This is a genomic window from Streptomyces hilarionis (assembly GCF_024539675.1).
In the GTDB taxonomy this organism is placed as follows: domain Bacteria; phylum Actinomycetota; class Actinomycetes; order Streptomycetales; family Streptomycetaceae; genus Streptomyces; species Streptomyces hilarionis.
Genome location: NZ_JAHHIT010000171.1, coordinates 1 through 19,379 on the forward strand (window position 1 = coordinate 1; position 19,379 = coordinate 19,379).

The following is a 19,379-nucleotide window of genomic DNA, read 5'->3' on the forward strand; positions in this document are numbered from 1 at the left end:
GGCCGGGCGGCTGGGATGTGCTCGGCGGGGCCGGCGCGGTCGTGGCGCTGGGGGCGGCCGGGGCCTACGCGTTGCGCAGGAGGGGCGGCCGTGAGGCGTCGTCGCCCGCGCCCTCGCCCGAGTGATGACGGCGCGTCGCGCCCCGCACCATGCGCCCGCCCGGGCGGTGCGTTCGCCCTGCGGGCGATGGTGCGGCAGCCGTCCCCCCTCGGCATGGCCTGCGGTTCCGCCGTGCGGAACTCTCGTGCTGCACATGTGGAGTTCTTGTGTAGGAGAGTTGAGCATAGGTCTGCTGTCTGCCGCAATGGTGCGGACCCGTAAATTCCGGTTGTGCAGGTCGACGAGTCGACCGACGCGCGGGGCCGGGGGGCGTCCTCAGCCCCGTCCCACGTAGGGCATCGCGGTCGCCAGCACCGTCGCGAACTGCACGTTCGCCTCCAGCGGCAGCTCGGCCATGTGCCGCACCGTGCGCGCCACATCGGCGACGTCCATCACCGGCTCCGGGACGGTCTCGCCGTTCGCCTGGAGCACGCCGGCCCGCATCCGCGCCGTCATCTCGGTCGCCGCGTTGCCGATGTCGATCTGCCCGACGGCGATCCCGTGCGCCCGCCCGTCCAGCGACAGGGACTTGGTCAGACCGGTCAGCGCGTGCTTCGTCGCGGTGTAGGGCGCCGAGAGCGGCCGGGGCGCGTGCGCCGAGACCGAGCCGTTGTTGATGATCCGTCCGCCCCGGGGCTCCTGTTCCTTCATCAGCCGGTACGCGCCCTGCGCGCACAGGAACGCCCCGTTGAGATTGGTGTCCACCACGTGCCGCCAGGCGTCGAAGGGGAGGTCCTCGAACGGCACGCCTCCCGGCCCGAACGTGCCCGCGTTGTTGAACAGCAGGTCCAGCCGCCCGAACCGCTCGCGCACGGCGGCGAACAGGGCCGTCACGTCCTCGGGGCGTGAGACGTCCGTCCGCACGACGAGACCCGGGCTCCCGGGCGCCAGCGCGGCCGTCTCCTCCAGGGGCTCGGCGCGCCGCCCGGCCAGCGCCACCGACCAGCCCGTGCGCAGCAGTTCGACGGCCACGGCACGGCCGATGCCGGAACCGGCGCCCGTGACGACCGCGATCTTCGACTTCGCATCCATGGGCCCGCAGCGTACGGGAGGGCTCGGCGGGCGTCCGCGACGCGGAATCCCGCCGTCCGTCATCCGGCCGTCGCCCCCTCCTGCCCGACGGAGGCCGGCGACCGGGGTCTCGTCGCCCGCCCGGGCCGCGTTCCCCTCAGGACGCCGGCGGCCAGGCGTCGCCCCAGTCCGCGTCCCGGGCCGCCCGGTACAGCTCGCCGTGTCTCTTCGTCACGGTCGTACGGCTCAGCCGCTCCTCGGTCTCGCACAGGTCGAGGAGCACCTGGCCCTTGCGGATCTGCGGCCGCCGCACCACGCGGGAGGGAGCCGGGGAGACGGGGAAGCGGGCGGCCGCCACATAGCTGAACTTCTCGTCCTCGTAGGGCAGCGAGCCGCCCTTGACCTGCCGGTGCAGGGAGGAGCGGCTGACCCGCGCCGAGAAGTGGCACCAGTCGGAGCCGGGCACGATCGGGCAGGCCGAACTGTGCGGACAGGGCGCGGCGACGCGGAAGCCCGCCGCGATCAGCCGGTCGCGGGCCTCGATCACCCGGGCGTACCCGTCGGGCGTCCCCGGCTCCACGATCACCACGGCCTGTGCGGCCGACGCGGCCGCGTCCACGAGGGCGGCCCGGTCGGGCGCGGCGAGTTCGTTGAGGACGTACGAGACGGTCACGAGGTCGGCGCTCTCCAGGGTCAGCGACGTGTTGACGCGGGCGCGCTGCCAGCGGACGTCCCCGAGGGGCGGGTACGCGGCGGCCACCTCGCGGCCCAGGGCCAGGGCGGGCTCCGCCCAGTCCAGGACGGTCACCGGGCGGCTCCCCGCCCAGGTCGCGCTCACCGCCCAGGTCGCCGCGCCCGTTCCGCCGCCGACGTCGACATGACTGCCCGGCGTCCAGTCCGCGGCGGCGTCCGCGAACGCCTCCAGCGCGGAGCGGACCGCCTCGAACGTCGCCGGCATGCGGTACGCGGCGTAGGCGACGACGTCCGCGCGGTCGCGCAGGATCGGCGCGTCGGTCGGGGTCGCGCCGCGGTAGTTGGCGATCAGCCGGTCGACGGCCTGCGCGGCCTGCTTGGGCGGCAGCCCGTCGAGAAGGTCTCCGAGGGCGGCACGGAGGGTCTCGACGGCGGTTGCGGAGAGGTTCACGCACCGATTTTCTCAGGCCGCGGACCGCGCCCCCACCACGCCCCCGTGAGCGCGGGGCCGTCCAGGACGCCCCAGAGCCCGTCTCCCGGATCCCGACAGGGGCCGCGTCCACCGCAGGACGCCGCGGCTCCGAGCGCCCCGGTCCGAAAAGAAGGGCAGGGCGCTAGCGCACCGCCATCGCCATCCGCGTCCCCACGAGGGCGCGTGGCGTGCTGTCCGGCGTCCTGCGCACCGGGTGCACGGTGTTCGCCAGCAGCACCACGAAGGTGTCCGTCGCCGGGTCCAGGACCAGCGAGGCGCCCGTGAACCCCGTGTGACCGGCCGCGCCCTCGCCGGCCAGCTCGCCCATGAACCACGGCTGGTCCACCGCGAAGCCCAGCCCCGGCGGTGTCAGCAGCAGTTCCACGAAGTCGGGGCCGAGGACGCGCGCGGGACCGTACGAGCCGCCCGCCAGCAGCGTCCGGCAGAACACCGCCAGGTCGCGGCCGGTCGAGAACAGGCCCGCGTGACCGGCCACCCCGCCCAGCGCCCACGCGTTCTCGTCGTGCACCACGCCCCGCAGCATGCCCCGGTCCGCCTTCGCCCACGGCCGCCGCTGGTCCTCGGTGGCGGCCGCGCCGGGGCAGGGACCGAACGCGGTCGACGTCATCCCCAGCGGGCGGGTGATGCCCTCGTGGATCAGGACGTCCAGCGTGCGCCCGGTCAGCCGTTCCAGGAGCTGCTGGAGCAGGAGCATGTTCAGGTCGGAGTAGAGGTACTCGCCGGGCTCGGCGACCGGCGCCTGCGCGCGCAGCAGGTCGAGGCGCTCGGCGTCGTCCGCGCAGTCGTACAGGGGCAGCTCGGGGGGCAGCCCGGAGGTGTGCGTCAGGAGCCGGCGGACGGTGACGCCGTGGGCGGCGACCGCGCCGAAGTCGGGGAGATAGGCCCCGACGCGGGCGTCGATGCCGAGGGTGCCCCGCTCGATCTGCTGGACCGCAGCGACCGCGGTGAACAGCTTGGTGAGGGAGGCCAGGTCGAAGGGGGTGTCCACGGTCGTCGCGACCCGCTCGGCGAGCGGCAGCTCCACACCGGCGTCGGCCGCCGGATCGTAGGCCGAGTAGCGCACCGCCCAGCCCACCGCCTCCTGCACGGCGATCACCGGGCCGCGCCCGGCGACCACGACGGCGCCGGCCGCCCAGGGCCGGTCGCCCGCGGTGAGGTCGGCGACGTCACGGACCAGCAGCCGCGTCTCCTCGGGGTCGAGCCCGGCCCGCTCCGGAGTGTCGACACGCAGTCTCGGTGCGCTCAGCTCTCTTCTCCCGCTCTCGAAGGTCCCGGCCCGGGGCGAGCGTCCTGCGCCCCCGTGTCCGTCCAGGGACGGCACATAATCACGAAGCAGGCCAGCGCCACCAGTGCGGCGGCCACCTGGACGACCGCCATCGGGACGGCGGTGCGCTCCCCGGCGATCCCGACGAGGGGGGTGGCGATCGCGCCGATCAGGAACGAGGAGGTGCCCAGGAGCGCGGAGGCGGAGCCGGCCGAGTGCCGCACGCGCATCAGGGCCAGCGTCTGCGCGTTGGGCAGCGTCACGCCCATCGCGGACATCAGCACGAACAGGGCGGCGGCCACCGGGACCAGCCCGACCTCGCCGAACACGCCGGTCGTCATCAGCAGCAGCGCGGTCGCGGCCAGCGTCACCGTGGACAGGCCGGCCGCCAGCACCCGGTCCAGCCGCACCCGTCCGACCAGGAGCTTTCCGTTGATCTGGCCGACCACCACCAGCCCGATCGAGTTCGCGCCGAACAGCAGGCCGAACGTCTGCGGGGAGGCGCCGTAGATCTCCTGCACGACGAACGGCGAGGCGGAGATGTACGCGAACAGCGCGGCGAAGGCGAAGCCGCCCGTGAGCAGGAAGCCGGCGAAGCGCCGGTCGGACAGCAGCCGTCGCATCGCGCGCAGGGCCTCGCCGGTGCCGCCCGCGTGCCGGCCGCCGGCGGGCAGCGTCTCGGGGAGCCGGAACCACACCAGGGCGACCAGCAGCAGCCCCACCGCCGTGAGCAGCGCGAACACGCCCCGCCAGTCCGTCGTGCGCAGGATCTGCGCGCCGATCAGCGGCGCCACCACCGGCGCCACCCCGGAGACCAGCATCAGGGTGGAGAAGAAGCGGGCCATCGCCACGCCGTCGTACAGATCCCGTACGACGGCCCGCGCGATCACGATCCCGGCCGCGCCCGCGAGCCCCTGCACCAGCCGGAACGCCACCAGCGCCTCGACGGTCGGAGCCAGGGCGCACAGCGCGGTCGCCACGACGTAGACCGCGAGCCCGGCGAGCAGGGGCCGCCTGCGCCCCCACCGGTCGCTCATCGGGCCGACCACCAGCTGGCCCAGGGCCATGCCGGCCAGGCACGCGGTGAGCGTGAGCTGCACCGTCGCCGCGGGCGCGTGCAGCGTGCGGGTCACCTCCGGCAGCGCCGGGAGGTACAGGTCCATCGACAGCGGGGGAGTGGCGGTCAGCCCGCCCAGGACCAGCGTGACGAGCAGCCCGGTCGTGCGCCGCTCGCGTGGCGGCGCGGGGACGAGCGCCTGCGGCGCTTCGGGTACGGCCCCACCCTCCGGCATACGGTTGCCCCTCCCTCTGCGACGTCCCGGCCACCTATGCTCTCAGCTCGAACACACCGACGGGACGGCACGAGGGCGGGGCAGGGTATGACGACGGACACGGTGCGGTGGGGGATCCTGGCGACCGGCGGCATAGCCGGCGCGTTCACGGCGGACCTGATCGACCTGCCCGACGCCGAGGTCGTCGCGGTCGCCTCGCGCACCGAGGTCTCCGCCAAGGCGTTCGCCGAACGGTTCGGCATCCCGCGGGCCTACGGCGACTGGGCCGCCCTCGCCGCCGACGAGGACATCGATGTCGTCTACGTGGCCACCCCGCACGCCGCCCACCGCACCGCCGCGGGCCTGTGCCTGGAGGCCGGGCGCAACGTGCTGTGCGAGAAGGCGTTCACGCTGAACGCGGGCGAGGCCGAGGAGCTCGTCGCGCTGGCCCGCCGGAACGACCGCTTCCTCATGGAGGCGATGTGGATGTACTGCAACCCGGTCATCCGCCGTCTCAAGGCCCTCGTCGACGACGGCGCGATCGGCGAGGTCCGCACCGTGCAGGCCGACTTCGGCCTCGAGGGGCCCTTCCCGCCCTCGCACCGGCTGCGCGACCCCGCCCAGGGCGGCGGCGCCCTCCTCGACCTGGGCGTCTACCCCGTCTCCTTCGCCCACCTGCTGCTCGGCGAGCCCTCGGGCGTCGCCGCCCAGGCCGTCCTGTCCGCCGAGGGCGTCGACCTCCAGACGGCGCTGGCGCTGTCCTGGGACTCCGGTGCGCTCGCCGCGCTGCACTGCTCGATCTCCGGCGGGACCGGCACCACCGCCTCCGTCACCGGCTCGCGCGGCCGCATCGACATCCCGTCCGGCTTCTTCCACCCCGACCGGCTGGTGCTGCACCGGGCCGGCCGCGACCCGCAGGAGTTCACCGCCGACCCGGCCGACGGGCCGCGTACGACGTTCCGGCACGAGGCGCGCGAGGTCATGCGCGCGCTGCGGGCCGGCGAGACCGAGTCGCCGCTGGCCCCGCTCGACGGGAGCCTCGCGGTCATGCGGACCCTGGACGCGGTCCGCGCACGGATCGGCGTCCGCTACCCCCAGGAAAGCCGGTAGGAGCGGGGCCCGCACGTGCGGGCGGCCGCCCGTGGGCGGGACGACCGTGCGCGCGACGGGCCGGTCCCGCACTCGGGCCGGTCCCGCACTCGGGCCGGTCCCGCACTCGGGCCGGTCCGGGACACGGGCCGTTCGCGAGACGGGCCGTCTCACGGCCTTGGTACCGTCGGGGGCATGGTCACCCAGCCCGGCAAACCGGTCCCCGACACGAGCCGTCGCAGCGAGCGGTCCCGACGCGCCATCTACGACGCGGCCCTCGCCCTGGTCGCGGAGATCGGCTACCCCAGGACCACGATCGAGGGCATCGCCGCCCGCGCGGGCGTCGGCAAGCAGACCATCTACCGCTGGTGGGGGTCGAAGGCCGACGTGCTGCTCGAAGCGTTCCTGGACCTCGGCGACCAGGCCGCCCGGGAGGCCGGCGGGAGCGAGCGCGAGCCCTACGCCATCCCCGACACCGGCGATCTCGCCGCCGACGTCAAAGCCGTCCTGCGGGCCACTGTCGACCAGCTGAAGGACCCCCGCTTCGACGCTCCCTCGCGGGCGCTGGCCGCCGAGGGCGTCGTCAACGAGCAGGTGGGCCGCGCGTTCACGGCACGTCTGCTGGAACCGTCCATCCAGCTGTACGTCGACCGGCTGCGCTCCGCCCAGCGGGCCGGACAGGTCCGCGCCGACCTCGACCCGCGCATCGCCCTGGAGTTCTTCATCTCCCCGCTGGCCCAGCGCTGGCTCCAGTACACGGGCCCGATCACCTACGAGTACACCGACGCCCTGGTCGACTACGCGCTCCACGGCCTCGCGCCCCGGTGACCGAAGGGACTGCGGGGCGACATCAGCCACTCTGGCCCCACCCGTCCCACCTGCCCCGATTCACGGCTAGGGCCCCCCGATGCGCCGGATGATGCGACGATAGGGCATGCTGTCCGCACCAGCGAGGCGAGGGGACAGATGAGCGCGGAGTTCGACGGCCGGACCGGGCTGTGGGGAAGACTTACGGAGTGGCTGCGCCCGAGCGGCCCGACCGAAGCCGCCGACGGCGGCGACCGTGAGGCCCTGCTGCTGGCCGCCGCCGAAGCCGGGCTGCCGCTGGCGCCCGCCGCGCATCCGGCCCCCGGCTACGGCTGTTCCTGCGACCGGGTCGGCTGTCCGACCCCCGCCCGCCACCCGGTGTCCTTCGCCTGGCAGACGCAGTCCACGACCGACCGCGCCCAGGTCGAACGCTGGGCCCGGCACCAGCCGCAGGCCAACTTCATCACCGCCACCGGCACCACGCACGACGTCCTCGACGTGCCCCTGGAAGCCGGCCGCGAAGCCCTGGAGCGGCTGCTCGGCGCAGGCGTCTCCGTCGGCCCGGTGGCTGAGAGCGACGACGGCCGCCTGCTGTTCTTCACCCTCACCCGCGGCACCCCCGAGGACGAGGACGAGTGGTGGCCGTGCGAGCTGGACTGCCGCCCCGAGACCATGGACGAGCATCCCGGCCTGCGCTGGCACTGCCGCGGCTCCTACGTCCTCGTGCCGCCCGCCCGCCTCACCGGCGACGACGACCGGACCGTGCACTGGCTGCGAGGCCCGGAGCACGCGCTGCCCGACCCGCTGACCCTCCTGGAGACCCTCACCGACGCCTGCGCCCGCCACACCGGCCAGGACCAGGAACACCCGACGGGGGCGTGGCCGCAGCACCGGTGACCGCGCGGCCCGCGGCCCCGGGCCGCGGCGCGACCGGCCGTGAGCAGGCCGCCCTCACTCGCCCTTGGCGCCCGTGAAACCCTCCAGGCGGCTCAGCACCGACACCTTGCCGCGCTTCGTCCCCTTCGCGGGGCTCAGGGCGACGTCGGCGGCGACGAACTCCATCGTCAGCGTCTGCTTGATCTCGCCGGTCGTCAGCGCCCGCACGTCCGCGTTCGGGGTGGGGACCGCGGCGCCCGCGGCGGCCGTCTGCCTGGTGAAGTGGTGCGTGGTGAAGAAGACCAGCGCTCCGCCGTCCGCGGTGCGCAGCGCCAGCGGCGCGTACGCGCCCTCGGTCAGCGGCTGGTCGAGGTACTGCGTGGCCAGGCCCGGCTTGGTGGCGTTCTTCGCCCGCGAGGCGCGCAGCGCGCTCGTGTGGTCGCCGTCGGCGAAGGCGCCCCGGCCGCTCTGAAGATAGGCCGTGTAGTCCTTGCTCAGGTCCGCGGGGGGCAGGGCGAGCTCGGCGGTGTCGGCGGGCACGGCCTCGGCCCACCCGTCCTCGTCCTTCTTGAACGCCGGCACCGCGCCCGGCGCCATCAGCGTCAGGTACGTGGCCTGCCATGGCCGTTGCCGCCCCTCGCGGGTGAACACCAGCAGCCAGCGCGCGTCGCCGCCCTTGTTGCCCCGGGCGTCGGCGACGAACCAGCGCGGCCAGCCCGCCTTCTCGGGGATGGTGTACTTCACGTCGGACAACACCAGGGGCGTGTGCTGCGCGTTGCCCTTCGGGCTGGTGAGGTGGCCGGCCTTCAGCCGCGCCGCGTCGATGACCGCGAGGGCGCCGGCGGTGTGCTCGGCGTCCAGCGAACTGTCGTACGCCGCGTCCGCCTTGTTGTACGCGGCGGTGAACTGCCGCACGGCCTTGACGGCCTCGCCCCGTGTGGCCGACGGGAGCACTTCCCGCTCGCCGTGGACCACCACGCAGCCGCTCGTCGTCATCGAGAGGGCGACCAGCGAGGCCGCCGCGAGGGCGTAGCGCTCACGCCCGCGGAGTCGTCGACGCTTGCGAACCCCGGTCCTCAGGCTGCGTTCCCTGGTCATCAGGCGACTTCACCTTCCCCTTCCCGGAGGCGAACCCTACCGGGGCGAGGAACAGCGCGAGCGTCGGGACCAGGTAGAGCAGCCACACCGTGACCTGGAGAACCGTCGGATCGGGCTGGAAGTTGAACACGCCCTTCAGCAGCGTGCCGTACCAGCTGTCCGGCGGGATCGTGTCGCTGATGTCGAACGCCTTGTCCGTCAGGCCCGCGATCCAGTCGGCCTCCTGGAGGTCGTGGACGCCGTACGCCAGCACGCCCGCGGCCACCACGACGAGCATGCCGCCCGTCCAGGTGAAGAACTTCGCCAGGTTGATCCGCAGCGCCCCGCGGTAGAACAGCCAGCCCAGCAGGACGGCCGTCGCCAGACCCAGAGCCGCGCCGATCAGCGGGCGCGGGGTGCCGTCGCCGGCCGCGTGCACCGACGTCCACACGAACAGGGCCGTCTCCAGGCCCTCCCGGCCGACCGCGAGGAACGCGGTGGCCACCAGCGCGCCGGTGCCGATCGCGAGGGCGGCGTCCAGCTTGTCGTGCAGCTCCGACTTCAGGTGCCGGGCGGTGCGCCGCATCCAGAACACCATCCACGTCACCAGCGCGACCGCGACGATCGACAGGGAGCCGCCGAGCGCCTCCTGCGCCTTGAACGTCAGCTCCTGCGAACCGAATTCGAGGACGCAGCCGAAGCCCATCGCGATGACCACCGCGATGGCGATGCCGGTCCACACCGGCTTCAGCGCGTCGCGGCGGCCGGTCTTCACCAGGTAGGCGATGAGGATGCAGACGACGAGGGAGGCCTCCAGGCCCTCGCGCAGTCCGATCAGGTAGTTGGAGAACACGGGCTACGCCTCCTCGGAGAACAGCGTCCGGCCCCACCAGTCGTCCTTGTCGCGGACGCCCGGCGGGACGGCGAAGACGGCCGAACCCACATGCTGGATGTACTCGTTGAGCGCGTCGGTGGCGAGGTTGCGCTGGATGCGGACGAACCCGTTGCCCACGTCGCGCATGTAGGCGAGGAAGAACAGCCCCGCCTCCAGCCGCCCCAGACCGTCGGTGCCGTCGGTGAAGGAGTAGCCGCGGCGCAGGATCGTCGACCCGTGGTTGGCGTCGGGGTGCGCGAGCCGCACGTGCGCGTCGGGCTTCATCGCCTTCAGGAACGGCTCGTCGCGCTCCTTGGCCTTGCCCACCGGAGCGCCCTCGCCCTTGTCACGGCCGAAGATGTCCTCCTGCTCCTGCAAGGGGGTGCGGTCCCAGGTCTCGATGTGCATGCGGATGCGGCGGGCGACGAGATAGGAACCGCCCACCATCCAGGACGACTTCGCGTCGACGTCCTTGTCGCCGACCCACACGAACTTCTTCAGCCGGTCCGTCTCCGTGCCGGCGATGTTGCGCGTGCCGTCCTTGAAGCCCATCAGGTTGCGGGGGGTCTGCGCGTCGGGCGTGGTGGAGGAGGTCTTGCCGAAGCCCAGCTGCGACCAGCGGATGACGACCTTGCCCATGCCGATGCGGGCCAGGTTGCGGATGGCGTGCACGGCGACCTGCGGGTCGTCGGCGCACGCCTGCACGCACAGGTCGCCGTTGCTGCGGGCCGGGTCCAGGGCGTCCCCGGCGAACGTGGGCAGGTCGACGAGCGCGTCGGGCCGCCGGTCGGCGAGGTCGAACTTCTTGAACAGCGAGGGCCCGAACCCGACCGTCAGGGTCAGCCGGGACGGCTTGAGCCCCAGCGCCTCGCCGGTGTCGTCCGGCGGGGCCTCCGGGAGACCGCCGAAGGCGCCGTCGCCGACCGCCTTCCCGGCCGTCATCCGGCGGGCCGCCTGCGTCCAGTCCTTCAGCAGCTGGACGAACTCGGCGCGGTCCGTGGTCGTCACGTCGAACGCGGCGAAGTGCAGCCGGTCCTGCACGGGCGTGGCGATGCCCGCCTGGTTCGCGCCGTGGAACTCGACGGCGCCGCCCGTGTCGGCGCCGGCCGGGTCGACGTCGTTGCCGGTGCGGGTCATCGCGACCGCGCCGCCGGCCGCGGCGGCGCCGAGCGCGAGCCCGGCCCCGCCCCAGCCGATCAGCGACCGCCGCGACGGACTGCTGGCCCTGGTCTCCGACTCCGTCATGTTCTGATGCCCCTCGGTTACTTGGCGACGGCGGCGGCGAGCTTGGACAAGGGCTCGGCGAGCGCGTTGACCGCGTCCGACAGCTCCTTGCGGCCGGCGGCGCCGACCTTGTCGTAGGAGGTGAACTCGTACGACGTCGCGTTCGGGCGGTACTTGTCCAGCAGCGCGTCGAGCGCCGCGAACTGCTTGTCCAGCTCGGTGACCAGGGCCGCGTCGTTCTCCTTGGCGACCGGCTCGAGCAGCTTGTAGGACTGCTGCGCGCCCTCGACGTTGGCCTTGAAGTCAACCAGGTCGGTGTGCGAGTAGCGCTCCTCCTCGCCGGTGACCTTGCCGGTGGCGACCTCGTCGAGGAGTTCCTTGGCGCCGTTGGCCATGGAGGTCGGGGTGATCACGGCCTTGCCGACCCGCTTCTGCCAGTCGGTGAGGTCGGTGACGAGCTGGTCGGCGAGGGTCTTCTCCTCGGCGCCGATCTTCTTGTCCTGCCAGAGAGCCTTCTCCAGCCGGTGCCAGCCGGTCCACTTCTGGCCGCTCTCCAGGCCGTCGGCGCGCACGTCGACCAGCGGGTCGATGTCGCCGAAGGACTCGGCGACCGGCTCGGTGCGCTCCCAGCCGATGCGCGAGGGCGCGTAGGCCTTCTTCGCGGCCTCCAGGTCGCCGTCCTTGATCGCCTTCACGAAGGTCGCGACCTTGGGCAGCGTCTCGTCGGCCTGCGTCTGCGCGTAGGAGCGGTAGTCGGCCACGGCCTTGTCCAGGCGGGGGTCGCGCTTGGTGACGGAGCCGCCGGTGACCTTGAGGGTCTGGCGGATGCCGTCGCCCTTCATGCCCGGCTTGCAGGCGATGCGGTACTCGCCGGCCTTCACCTCGGCGGTGACGCGCTGCTTGGTGCCGGGGCCGATGTTCTCCCGCTCGCTGACGATCCGGTCGTCGGGGAAGAGCAGGTAGACCTCGGTGACCTTGGAGCCCTTGTTCTCGACGGCGAGCTCGACGTGTCCGGCGGCGATCTCCTTCTTGGAGGTCTCGCACGTGGAGTCGGTGGCGGTCACGCCGATGACCCGGTCGCCGTCCTTCGCGTCGCTCTTGGAGGTGCAGCCGGTGACGGCGGTCAGAGCCGTGACGGCGGCTACGGCGGTGACGACGGACAGTCTGGCGGCTCGCATTCGGGCTCCCAGCGGTGGCTGAAAAATCGCGTGACAGGGCTCACGCGGATTGGTGAGGCTCGCCTAACTTATCCAAGGCTTACCTGCGTAATACCCGTCGAGGCCGTGATTCACCTCTCATAGACGCTGTAAGAGCACGAGCGGATCACGGCATGCCAAAGCGGACGTCAATGACAAGTCAAAGGAGATTCAAAGATTCCGCTTTTCCCGGCGCGCCCGCCGCACGGCCGGACCAGCCGTCCCGGACGGAAGCGGCGCCCGGACGGTGCTTCAATTCCCCGGTGACTGATTACGACGTGCTCCGCGTCTTCTGCGCGCCGAACGGCGGCTACGGGAACGAACTGGGCGTGGTCCGCGAAGGCTCGGTGCTTCCCGACCGCGAGGACCGCCAGGACCTCGCGGCGAAACTCGGCTTCAGCGAGACGGTGTTCGTCGACGACCCCGAGCGCGGGGTCATCGACATCTTCACCCCCAGCCTCCGGCTGCCCTTCGCCGGACATCCGTGCGTGGGCGTCGCCTGGCTGCTCGACGTGCCCGAGCTCGTCACCCCGGCCGGCGTCGTGGGCACCCGCCTCGACGGCGAGTTCACCTGGATCGAGGCGCGCGCCGAATGGGCCCCGCCGCGCACCCTGCGCCAGTACGCGACGGCCGCCGAGGTCGACGACCTCCCCGTGCCGCCCAAGGGCGAATGGGTCTACGCCTGGGCCTGGGAGGACGAGCCCGCCGGCCGGATCCGCGCCCGCGCCTTCCCGGGCCGTGACGACGGCGTCGACGAGGACGAGGCCACCGGCGCGGCGGCCCTCCTGCTCACCGACCGGCTCGGACGCGCCCTGAACATCACGCAGGGCGCGGGCTCCCAGATCCTGACGGCCCCGCAACCGCACGGCTGGGTCGAGATCGGCGGCCGGGTCTTCCTGGAGCGCTGAGCCCTCCGGGCTAGGCCCTGGGGTCCGTACGGGTGGAGTGGTGTGTGCGGCGGGAGGGGAGCGGGGACCTCTGGGCGTGACCACTCGCCCCGTGAGAGGAACACCATGCGTATCCGTTCAGTCCTGGCCGCGACCGTCCTGGGCATCGCTCTCGCCGCCGCCGGCGCCACGACCGCCACCGCCGACGAGGGCCCCCGCCAGCACCACCACTTCGGCGGGGACGAGGGTGTCTGCAGCCCGTACATCGGCGCCGTCGACACGGTGTCGGCGGACATCTTCTGGGCCGGCAAGCACTGCGACCGGTTCTGATCCGATCCGGCGCCGGGCCCCTCGCGGTGAAGCGGGGGGCCCGGCCCGTGCGCGACGAAGGCCCGCTCTCCCGGGAGAGCGGGCCTTCGTCGCGCACGCGTCACGGCAGGGTGAGGATCTCCGCGCCGCTCTCCGTCACCACCAGGGTGTGCTCGAACTGGGCCGTGCGCCGGCGGTCCTTGGTCACCACGGTCCAGCCGTCGTCCCACATGTCGTAGTCGTGCGTGCCGAGCGTCAGCATCGGCTCGATGGTGAACGTCATCCCCGGCTGCATGACCGTCGTCGCGTGCGGGCTGTCGTAGTGCGGGATGATCAGCCCCGAGTGGAACGACGAGTTGATGCCGTGCCCGGTGAAGTCCCGCACCACCCCGTACCCGAACCGCTTGGCGTACGACTCGATGACCCGGCCGATGACGTTGATCTGCCGGCCGGGCCGGACCGCCTTGATCGCCCGCTCCAGGGACTCCCGGGTCCGCTCCACCAGCAGCCGCGACTCCTCGTCGACGTCACCGACCAGGTAGGTCGCGTTGTTGTCGCCGTGCACCCCGCCGATGTACGCCGTCACGTCCAGGTTGACGATGTCGCCGTCCCGCAGGACCGTCGAGTCCGGGATGCCGTGGCAGATGACCTCGTTGACGCTCGTGCACAGCGACTTCGGGAAGCCGCGGTAGCCCAGCGTCGACGGGTAGGCGCCGTGGTCGCACATGTACGCGTGCGCCACCCGGTCCAGCTCGTCGGTGGTGACCCCCGGCGAGATCAGCTTCGCGGCCTCCGCCATCGCCTGCGCGGCGATCCGGCCGGCCCGGCGCATCGCCTCGATCGTCTCGGGCGTCTGCACCTCCGGACCGGTGTAGGGCGTCGGAGCCGGCTTGCCCACGTACTCGGGGCGGCGGATGTTTCCGGGCACGGAACGGATGGGGGACAGCTCCCCCGGAACGAGCAGCGACTGGCCAGACATGCCGGTGAGTCTAACGAGCGGCCATGGGGGAACATGACGATGGCGAGAGGAGCCGTCATGTCCCTGTTCAAGAAGCGGACCGCCGGGAAGCCGGGCGAGTGGTACTACTGCCTGGAGCACAAGAAGGTCGAGGAAGGGCCCGAGTGCCCGGCCAAGGACCGGTTCGGCCCGTACACCACCCGTACGGAGGCCGAGCACGCCATGGAGAGCGCCCGCGAACGCAACCTCCAGTGGGAGAACGACCCCAAGTGGCACGACGCCCCCACGGGCGGCGCCACGAGCGCGGGCGACGAGGACTGACCGGCCCGGCGGTCAGCCCTCCAGGGCGGGCGCGGCCGCCGACCGCCGGGCCCGCACCCGCGCCGCGTGCTCGTCCGTGCGCGCGTCGTACCGCATCAGCCCCGGCAGGCACAGCGCCAGCACCCCGACCGCGCCCACGCACAGCGCCCCGCCCGACCAGACCGACGTGCGCACCCCCAGCCAGGCCGCGAAGCCTCCGCTGCGCACCTGGCCGACCGTCGGCCCCACCGAATAGGACAACAACTCGATCCCGGCGAGCCGCCCGCGCAGCTCGTCCGGGATCGTCTGGTTCCACATGATCCCGCGGAAGACGCCGCTGACCATGTCGAAGCCGCCCGCCAGCGCCAGGCAGAGCAGCACCAGCCAGACGTTCCCGACGAGCCCCGCCGCGGTGATCGCCCCGCCCCACAGGGCCGCCGACAGCACCACCATCCGCCCGTGCCGGTGCACCCGCGCCGTCCAGCCGCCGGTCAGGCTCACCACCAGCGCCCCGGCCGGCGCCGACGCGTACATCAGGCCGAGCGACCACCGGGCGTCCAGCTCGTCCGCGAGGAACGGCAGCACGGCGAGCGGCATCGCGAGGAACATCGCGGCCAGGTCGACGGCGTACGTGCCGAGCAGCTCCTTGCGGCTCCAGGCGTACCGGGCCCCCTCGGCGATCGCCCGCAGGGAGGGCTTCGCGGCCTCACGGGCGGCCGGGGAGGCCGCGATGCGCACGACGAGCGCCAGCGAGACGACGAAGGTCAGCAGGTCGGCGGCGTAGGCCCAGCCCAGCCCCGCGTAGGCGACGACGACGCCCGCGAGGGCCGGGCCCGCCACCCCGCCCACGGTCCACCGCAGGGCGTTCAGCGAGGCGGCCGCCGGCAGGTGTTCATGGGCCACGATCCGCGGCCACAACGAGTCCAGCGCGGGCCGCTGCACGGAGACCAGCGCCGAGGACAGCGCGGCCACCAGATACAGGGGCCACACCGCGGGGCCGGGCAACACCGCGTTGACCAGCAGCACCGCGCTCAGCACACCCTGCCCGGCCTCCGTCCACAGAATGAGCCCGCGCTTGTCCCACGCGTCCGCCAGGGCGCCGCCGTACAGCCCGAACACCACGAGCGGCACCAGCTCCACCGCGCCGATCGCCCCGACGGCGGCGGCCGACCCCGTCAGCTCCTTCACCTGCACCGGCAGCGCGACGAAGGTGAGGAAGCTGCCGAACGTCGACACCGTGCCCGCCACCCACAGCCGCCGGAAGTCCCGCGAGGCCCGCCACGGGGCGAGGTCCGGGAGCAGCCGCCGCAGGCCCGAAGGGGTGCGCGGCGGCGGGGGAGCGGTGCAGGCGTCGGAGTCGGTCACGAGAGGTCATGGTCGGCCGCCCCCACCGGCGCGGACAACCGCTTTTCCGGCGGCCGCGCGCCTCACCAGGGCGCAGGCGGCGGCGCCGTCAGGCGCTCGGCGAGGCGGGAGAGGCGGTCGGCCAGGCGGCGGCGGCCCCGCGGCGGCGGAAGCGTCTCGCCGGCCGCCGCGCTCACCAGGTGCTGCACGGTGTCCAGGTCCAGCTCGGAGCCGTCCGGCACCGCCAGCGTCTCGTGCGCCAGCGCCGTCAGGTCCGCCTCCACGGGACCGAGGGCGAGCACGGTGACCCCCGCCCGGCGGGCGTCCGCCACCCGTTCGAGTAGCGGCGCGTCCGCCGACGGCGACGCCACCAGCAGCGTCTCTCCCCGCCGCGCCGCCTCGATGCGGCCCGGGCCCACCGCGAGATGCGCCGGGTCGCCGGGACGCGGGTCGTGGCGCACCAGCGTCGGCGCCAGCTCCGGAGTGCCCGACCAGGCCGCCTCGTCCACCAGGTGCGCCGCGAGATGCCAGGGCTCGTACTCCGCCGTGCCCGCCAGCAGCAGGCCGCCCCCGTGCGACACGACCGATCCCCGCAGCACCCCGGCGAACCTCCGGGTGGCCCCGAGCCACTCGGTCCCCGCGAGCACCTCGCGCAGCAGCGCGACCCGTACGGCGTCCATGCGCCCGCATGCTGCCGCACCCGGACGCCCCCGGCACCGGGTTCGCCGCCCGTTCACCCGACATGGGGAAGGGCCGCCCGACGCGCCCACGTAAAGTCGGCCCATGACCTCTACCGACAGTGCCCACCCCACTCCCGGAAACGCTTCGGCGAAGGCCCCCGCCAAGGACCCCTGGGACCTTCCGGACGTGTCCGGCCTGGTCGTCGGCGTGCTCGGCGGCACCGGCCCGCAGGGCAAGGGCCTCGCCTACCGCCTCGCCAAGGCCGGCCAGAAGGTGATCATCGGCTCGCGCGCCGCCGACCGCGCCCTGGCCGCCGCCGAGGAGCTCGGACACGGCGTCGAGGGCGCCGACAACGCCGAGACCGCGCGCCGCAGCGACATCGTGATCGTCGCCGTCCCGTGGGACGGGCACGGCAAGACGCTGGAGTCGCTGCGCGAGGAGCTGGCCGGCAAGCTCGTCGTCGACTGCGTCAACCCGCTCGGCTTCGACAAGAAGGGCGCGTACGCCCTCAAGCCGCAGGAGGGCAGCGCGGCGGAGCAGGCCGCGGCCCTGCTGCCGGACTCGCGCGTCGCCGCCGCCTTCCACCACCTGTCGGCCGTCCTGCTCCAGGACCCGCAGATCGACGAGATCGACACCGACGTGATGGTGCTGGGCGAGGAGCGGGCCGACGTCGAGATCGTGCAGGCGCTGGCCGGCCGCATCCCCGGCATGCGCGGCGTCTTCGCGGGCCGGCTGCGCAACGCCCACCAGGTGGAGTCCCTGGTCGCCAACCTGATCTCGGTCAACCGCCGCTACAAGGCCCACGCCGGGCTGCGCGTCACCGACGTCTGAGCGGATGGGGGACACTGGACGCCGAAGCAGTGTCCCCCGACAGGAGCCGACCGTCATGCCCGCCGTGCCCCCGCCCAGCCCGACCCGGCGACTCGCCCTCTACAGCCTCGTCGTCTGCGTCCTCGCCGTGGCCGCGGCGGTCGTCTCCTTCGTCCGGGGCAGCTACCTGGGCATCGTGTGGGTGCTGCTCGCGGGCCTGTCGTCCAACATGACCTGGTACTACCTGAAGCGGGACAAGGCGCGCGGGGACCGGACGCGCGCCGCCGGCTGACCGGATCAGCGGCCGACCGAGCAGAACTCGTTCGTGCCCTGCCAGAAGCGGTAGAGCGACTGACCGCAGTACGTGTCCAGGTCGCTGATGCCGAGGCCGCGCAGCAGCGCGTCGACCACGTCGAAGAAGGCGCCGTTCACCGACGGCACCCACAGCAGGGCGAACACGAACAGCAGGCCGAACGGCGCGAACGGTTCGACCTGCCGCTTCACGTTGTACGACAGCCAGGGCTCGATGACCCCGTAGCCGTCCAGACCCGGCACCGGCAGGAAGTTCAGGATCGCCGCCGTCACCTGGAGCAGGGCGAGGAAGCCGAGGGCGAAGCGGAAGTCGGCCGGCACCCCGTCCAGCGCGTGCAGCCAGAACGGGGCCGTGCACACCACCGCGAACAGCACGTTCGTCAGCGGCCCCGCCGCCGAGATCAGGCTGTGCCGCCACCGGCCCCGGATCCGGTCGCGCTCGATGAACACCGCGCCGCCCGGCAGACCGATGCCGCCCATGATCACGAACAGCACCGGCAGCACGATGCTGAGCAGGGCGTGCGTGTACTTGAGCGGGTTGAGGGTGAGATAGCCCTTCGCGCCCACCGAGATGTCCCCGCTGTGCAGGGCGGTCCGCGCGTGCGCGTACTCGTGCAGGCACAGGGACACGATCCAGGCCGCCGTGACGAACAGGAACACCGCGACGCCGGGCTGCTCGGCGAAGCCCGCCCAGGTCGCCCAGCCGGTGACCGCCGTGACGGCCAGGATGCCGACGAAGACCGGACTGATCCTCCGGTCGCCGTGGCGGGTGGTGGCGGTCGTCATGGGTCCCCCTGGGGTCGTACGCACGTGTGGAACGGCCCGACCGTACCGGGCACACCGGGGAAACGTCTCATGCCGGGCCCCGGATTCCGCGCGGAGCGGGCGGTTCACGGGGGCCGGCGCACGCGTCCGCCGCCACTCCGGCGAACCCCGTGACCGCCGCAGACCGCGCCGGGGACAATGAACCCCGTGCGCTACCGCATCCTCGGCACCACCCAGGCACTCCGCCCCGACGGGACCACCGTCGCCGTCGGCGGGGCGCGGCTGCGCGCCCTGCTCACCGTGCTGGCGCTGCGGGCCGGGCGGACCGTCCCGGCGGGGCTGCTGACGGAGGAGGTGTGGGCCGGGGCCCCGCCCGCCGACGCGCCGGGCGCGTTGCAGGCGCTCGTCGGCCGGCTGCGCAAGGCCCTCGGGCCGGACGCCGTCCGCTCCGCCGAGGGCGGCTACCGGCTGGCGGCCGGCCCCGACGACGTCGACCTGCACCGTTTCGAGCGGCTGACCGGCGACGGGACGCGCGCCCTGGCCGACGGCGATCCCGCCAAGGCGGCCGCCCTGCTCGACGACGCTCTCGCGCTGTGGCACGGCCCGGCCCTCGCCGACCTGCCCGACCGCGCCGCCGAGGCGGCCCGCTGGGAGGCCCGCCGCCTGGACGCGACGCGCGCCCGGCACGGCGCCGCCCTCGCCCTCGGCCACGCCGGGCAGTCGCTGCCCGAGCTCACCGCCCTGTGCGACGCCCACCCGCTGGACGAGCCGCTCCAGGCGCTGCGGCTGCGCGCGCTGCGCGACGCGGGCCGCGCCGCCGAGGCGCTGGCCGCCTACGACGAGGTGCGCCGGCTGCTGGCGGACCGCCTCGGCGCCGACCCCGGCCCCGACCTGCGCACCCTGCACGCCGAACTGCTCGCCCCGCGGCCCGCGTCGCGCAGCGCGCGCAGCCGCAGCGCCTGGAGCGGCTCGTTCAGCGGGTGGGCGTCGCACAGGGCGGTGAGCTCGGGCAGCGACTGCCCGGCGTGGCCGAGGGCGA

At 73.6% G+C, this 19,379-nt stretch carries 21 protein-coding genes; 9 read left to right on the forward strand and 12 right to left on the reverse strand.

Annotation, left to right across the window (positions count from 1 at the left end):
• Positions 1 to 375 precede the first annotated feature (375 nt).
• The 4 genes from KMS84_RS32050 to KMS84_RS32065 form a co-directional block, all read right to left on the reverse strand.
• Positions 376 to 1,131, reverse strand: a complete 756-nt coding sequence (locus KMS84_RS32050) for an SDR family oxidoreductase (protein ID WP_256919996.1) — start codon at positions 1,129 to 1,131, stop codon at positions 376 to 378.
• Between the two features lie 136 nt (positions 1,132 to 1,267).
• The gene (locus KMS84_RS32055; RefSeq protein ID WP_256919997.1) at positions 1,268 to 2,254 is read right to left on the reverse strand and encodes a small ribosomal subunit Rsm22 family protein; all 987 of its coding nucleotides are present in this window, start codon (positions 2,252 to 2,254) and stop codon (positions 1,268 to 1,270) included.
• A gap of 163 nt (positions 2,255 to 2,417) precedes the next feature.
• Entirely contained in the window at positions 2,418 to 3,608 is a 1,191-nt protein-coding gene (locus KMS84_RS32060) for a serine hydrolase domain-containing protein (RefSeq protein WP_438819008.1), read from the reverse strand.
• On the reverse strand, positions 3,539 to 4,852 hold the full coding sequence (locus KMS84_RS32065; RefSeq protein WP_256919998.1) for a multidrug effflux MFS transporter: 1,314 nt from the start codon (positions 4,850 to 4,852) through the stop codon (positions 3,539 to 3,541). Before KMS84_RS32065 ends, KMS84_RS32060 begins: the two co-directional genes overlap by 70 nt.
• Before the next feature lie 87 nt (positions 4,853 to 4,939).
• Here KMS84_RS32065 and KMS84_RS32070 point away from each other — a divergent pair, with 87 nt between their 5' ends.
• From KMS84_RS32070 to KMS84_RS32080, 3 genes are all read left to right on the forward strand, one after another.
• Positions 4,940 to 5,941: a Gfo/Idh/MocA family protein gene (locus tag KMS84_RS32070; RefSeq protein ID WP_256919999.1), complete on the forward strand. Its 1,002-nt coding sequence runs from the start codon at positions 4,940 to 4,942 to the stop codon at positions 5,939 to 5,941.
• A 174-nt stretch (positions 5,942 to 6,115) separates the two neighbouring features.
• Positions 6,116 to 6,748, forward strand: coding sequence for a TetR/AcrR family transcriptional regulator (locus tag KMS84_RS32075; RefSeq protein ID WP_256920001.1), 633 nt, complete (start codon positions 6,116 to 6,118; stop codon positions 6,746 to 6,748).
• Between the two features lie 138 nt (positions 6,749 to 6,886).
• Complete coding sequence (locus KMS84_RS32080; protein ID WP_256920002.1) at positions 6,887 to 7,624, forward strand: bifunctional DNA primase/polymerase; 738 nt, start codon at positions 6,887 to 6,889, stop codon at positions 7,622 to 7,624.
• Positions 7,625 to 7,678: 54 nt separating this feature from the next.
• Here the strand turns inward: KMS84_RS32080 and KMS84_RS32085 are convergent, their stop codons facing one another.
• Genes KMS84_RS32085 through efeO form a run of 4 tightly spaced genes read right to left on the reverse strand, consistent with a single transcriptional unit; the run spans position 7,679 to position 11,956 of the window.
• On the reverse strand, positions 7,679 to 8,701 hold the full coding sequence (locus KMS84_RS32085; protein ID WP_256920003.1) for an SCO2278 family lipoprotein: 1,023 nt from the start codon (positions 8,699 to 8,701) through the stop codon (positions 7,679 to 7,681).
• Positions 8,640 to 9,533, reverse strand: a complete 894-nt coding sequence (gene efeU, locus KMS84_RS32090) for an iron uptake transporter permease EfeU (protein WP_256920004.1) — start codon at positions 9,531 to 9,533, stop codon at positions 8,640 to 8,642. The genes KMS84_RS32085 and efeU overlap by 62 nt, the downstream gene beginning before the upstream one ends.
• A 3-nt stretch (positions 9,534 to 9,536) precedes the next feature.
• Positions 9,537 to 10,799 carry an iron uptake transporter deferrochelatase/peroxidase subunit gene (gene efeB, locus KMS84_RS32095; RefSeq protein WP_256920006.1) on the reverse strand — a complete coding sequence of 421 codons (1,263 nt, stop codon included), beginning with the start codon at positions 10,797 to 10,799 and terminating at the stop codon, positions 9,537 to 9,539.
• 17 nt (positions 10,800 to 10,816) lie between these two features.
• Positions 10,817 to 11,956 (reverse strand): iron uptake system protein EfeO, encoded by a 1,140-nt coding sequence (gene efeO / locus KMS84_RS32100; protein ID WP_256920007.1) that lies wholly within the window; start codon positions 11,954 to 11,956, stop codon positions 10,817 to 10,819.
• A 281-nt stretch (positions 11,957 to 12,237) separates the two neighbouring features.
• Here efeO and KMS84_RS32105 point away from each other — a divergent pair, with 281 nt between their 5' ends.
• Positions 12,238 to 12,882, forward strand: a complete 645-nt coding sequence (locus tag KMS84_RS32105; RefSeq protein ID WP_256920008.1) for a PhzF family phenazine biosynthesis protein — start codon at positions 12,238 to 12,240, stop codon at positions 12,880 to 12,882.
• Between the two features lie 105 nt (positions 12,883 to 12,987).
• Positions 12,988 to 13,191: a hypothetical protein gene (locus tag KMS84_RS32110; RefSeq protein WP_256920009.1), complete on the forward strand. Its 204-nt coding sequence runs from the start codon at positions 12,988 to 12,990 to the stop codon at positions 13,189 to 13,191.
• A gap of 100 nt (positions 13,192 to 13,291) precedes the next feature.
• On the opposite strand, the gene map is transcribed toward KMS84_RS32110, so the two are convergent.
• Positions 13,292 to 14,149: a type I methionyl aminopeptidase gene (map, locus tag KMS84_RS32115; protein WP_256920010.1), complete on the reverse strand. Its 858-nt coding sequence runs from the start codon at positions 14,147 to 14,149 to the stop codon at positions 13,292 to 13,294.
• Between the two features lie 57 nt (positions 14,150 to 14,206).
• Between map and KMS84_RS32120 the strand changes: the two genes are divergently transcribed.
• Positions 14,207 to 14,449, forward strand: coding sequence for a hypothetical protein (locus KMS84_RS32120; protein ID WP_256920011.1), 243 nt, complete (start codon positions 14,207 to 14,209; stop codon positions 14,447 to 14,449).
• A 12-nt stretch (positions 14,450 to 14,461) separates the two neighbouring features.
• Here KMS84_RS32120 and KMS84_RS32125 read toward each other — a convergent pair whose 3' ends face one another.
• Together KMS84_RS32125 and KMS84_RS32130 are read right to left on the reverse strand one after the other, a co-directional pair.
• The gene (locus KMS84_RS32125; RefSeq protein WP_256920012.1) at positions 14,462 to 15,793 is read right to left on the reverse strand and encodes an MFS transporter; all 1,332 of its coding nucleotides are present in this window, start codon (positions 15,791 to 15,793) and stop codon (positions 14,462 to 14,464) included.
• A 62-nt stretch (positions 15,794 to 15,855) separates the two neighbouring features.
• Positions 15,856 to 16,452: a hypothetical protein gene (locus KMS84_RS32130; protein ID WP_256920013.1), complete on the reverse strand. Its 597-nt coding sequence runs from the start codon at positions 16,450 to 16,452 to the stop codon at positions 15,856 to 15,858.
• Positions 16,453 to 16,555: 103 nt separating this feature from the next.
• On the opposite strand from KMS84_RS32130, the gene npdG reads away from it, so the two are divergent.
• Together npdG and KMS84_RS32140 are read left to right on the forward strand one after the other, a co-directional pair.
• The gene (npdG, locus tag KMS84_RS32135) at positions 16,556 to 17,284 is read left to right on the forward strand and encodes an NADPH-dependent F420 reductase (RefSeq protein WP_256920014.1); all 729 of its coding nucleotides are present in this window, start codon (positions 16,556 to 16,558) and stop codon (positions 17,282 to 17,284) included.
• Between the two features lie 55 nt (positions 17,285 to 17,339).
• Positions 17,340 to 17,555, forward strand: a complete 216-nt coding sequence (locus KMS84_RS32140) for a hypothetical protein (RefSeq protein WP_256920015.1) — start codon at positions 17,340 to 17,342, stop codon at positions 17,553 to 17,555.
• 5 nt (positions 17,556 to 17,560) lie between these two features.
• Here the strand turns inward: KMS84_RS32140 and KMS84_RS32145 are convergent, their stop codons facing one another.
• Positions 17,561 to 18,361: a site-2 protease family protein gene (locus KMS84_RS32145; protein WP_256920016.1), complete on the reverse strand. Its 801-nt coding sequence runs from the start codon at positions 18,359 to 18,361 to the stop codon at positions 17,561 to 17,563.
• Positions 18,362 to 18,538: 177 nt separating this feature from the next.
• Between KMS84_RS32145 and KMS84_RS32150 the strand changes: the two genes are divergently transcribed.
• The coding region (locus KMS84_RS32150; protein ID WP_438819007.1) for an AfsR/SARP family transcriptional regulator at positions 18,539 to 19,379 on the forward strand (841 nt) is incomplete at its 3' end.

What these genes read in the sequence shown, in the direction of transcription:
- KMS84_RS32050 (WP_256919996.1), bottom strand. Translation starts at nt 1,131, where the DNA reads ATGGATGCGAAGTCGAAGATCGCGGTCGTCACGGGCGCCGGTTCCGGC.
- KMS84_RS32065 (WP_256919998.1), bottom strand. Translation starts at nt 4,852, where the DNA reads ATGCCGGAGGGTGGGGCCGTACCCGAAGCGCCGCAGGCGCTCGTCCCC.
- KMS84_RS32070 (WP_256919999.1), top strand. Translation starts at nt 4,940, where the DNA reads ATGACGACGGACACGGTGCGGTGGGGGATCCTGGCGACCGGCGGCATA.
- KMS84_RS32075 (WP_256920001.1), top strand. Translation starts at nt 6,116, where the DNA reads ATGGTCACCCAGCCCGGCAAACCGGTCCCCGACACGAGCCGTCGCAGC.
- KMS84_RS32080 (WP_256920002.1), top strand. Translation starts at nt 6,887, where the DNA reads ATGAGCGCGGAGTTCGACGGCCGGACCGGGCTGTGGGGAAGACTTACG.
- KMS84_RS32085 (WP_256920003.1), bottom strand. Translation starts at nt 8,701, where the DNA reads ATGACCAGGGAACGCAGCCTGAGGACCGGGGTTCGCAAGCGTCGACGA.
- efeB (WP_256920006.1), bottom strand. Translation starts at nt 10,799, where the DNA reads ATGACGGAGTCGGAGACCAGGGCCAGCAGTCCGTCGCGGCGGTCGCTG.
- efeO (WP_256920007.1), bottom strand. Translation starts at nt 11,956, where the DNA reads ATGCGAGCCGCCAGACTGTCCGTCGTCACCGCCGTAGCCGCCGTCACG.
- KMS84_RS32110 (WP_256920009.1), top strand. Translation starts at nt 12,988, where the DNA reads ATGCGTATCCGTTCAGTCCTGGCCGCGACCGTCCTGGGCATCGCTCTC.
- map (WP_256920010.1), bottom strand. Translation starts at nt 14,149, where the DNA reads ATGTCTGGCCAGTCGCTGCTCGTTCCGGGGGAGCTGTCCCCCATCCGT.
- KMS84_RS32120 (WP_256920011.1), top strand. Translation starts at nt 14,207, where the DNA reads ATGTCCCTGTTCAAGAAGCGGACCGCCGGGAAGCCGGGCGAGTGGTAC.
- KMS84_RS32130 (WP_256920013.1), bottom strand. Translation starts at nt 16,452, where the DNA reads ATGGACGCCGTACGGGTCGCGCTGCTGCGCGAGGTGCTCGCGGGGACC.
- npdG (WP_256920014.1), top strand. Translation starts at nt 16,556, where the DNA reads ATGACCTCTACCGACAGTGCCCACCCCACTCCCGGAAACGCTTCGGCG.
- KMS84_RS32140 (WP_256920015.1), top strand. Translation starts at nt 17,340, where the DNA reads ATGCCCGCCGTGCCCCCGCCCAGCCCGACCCGGCGACTCGCCCTCTAC.
- KMS84_RS32145 (WP_256920016.1), bottom strand. Translation starts at nt 18,361, where the DNA reads ATGACGACCGCCACCACCCGCCACGGCGACCGGAGGATCAGTCCGGTC.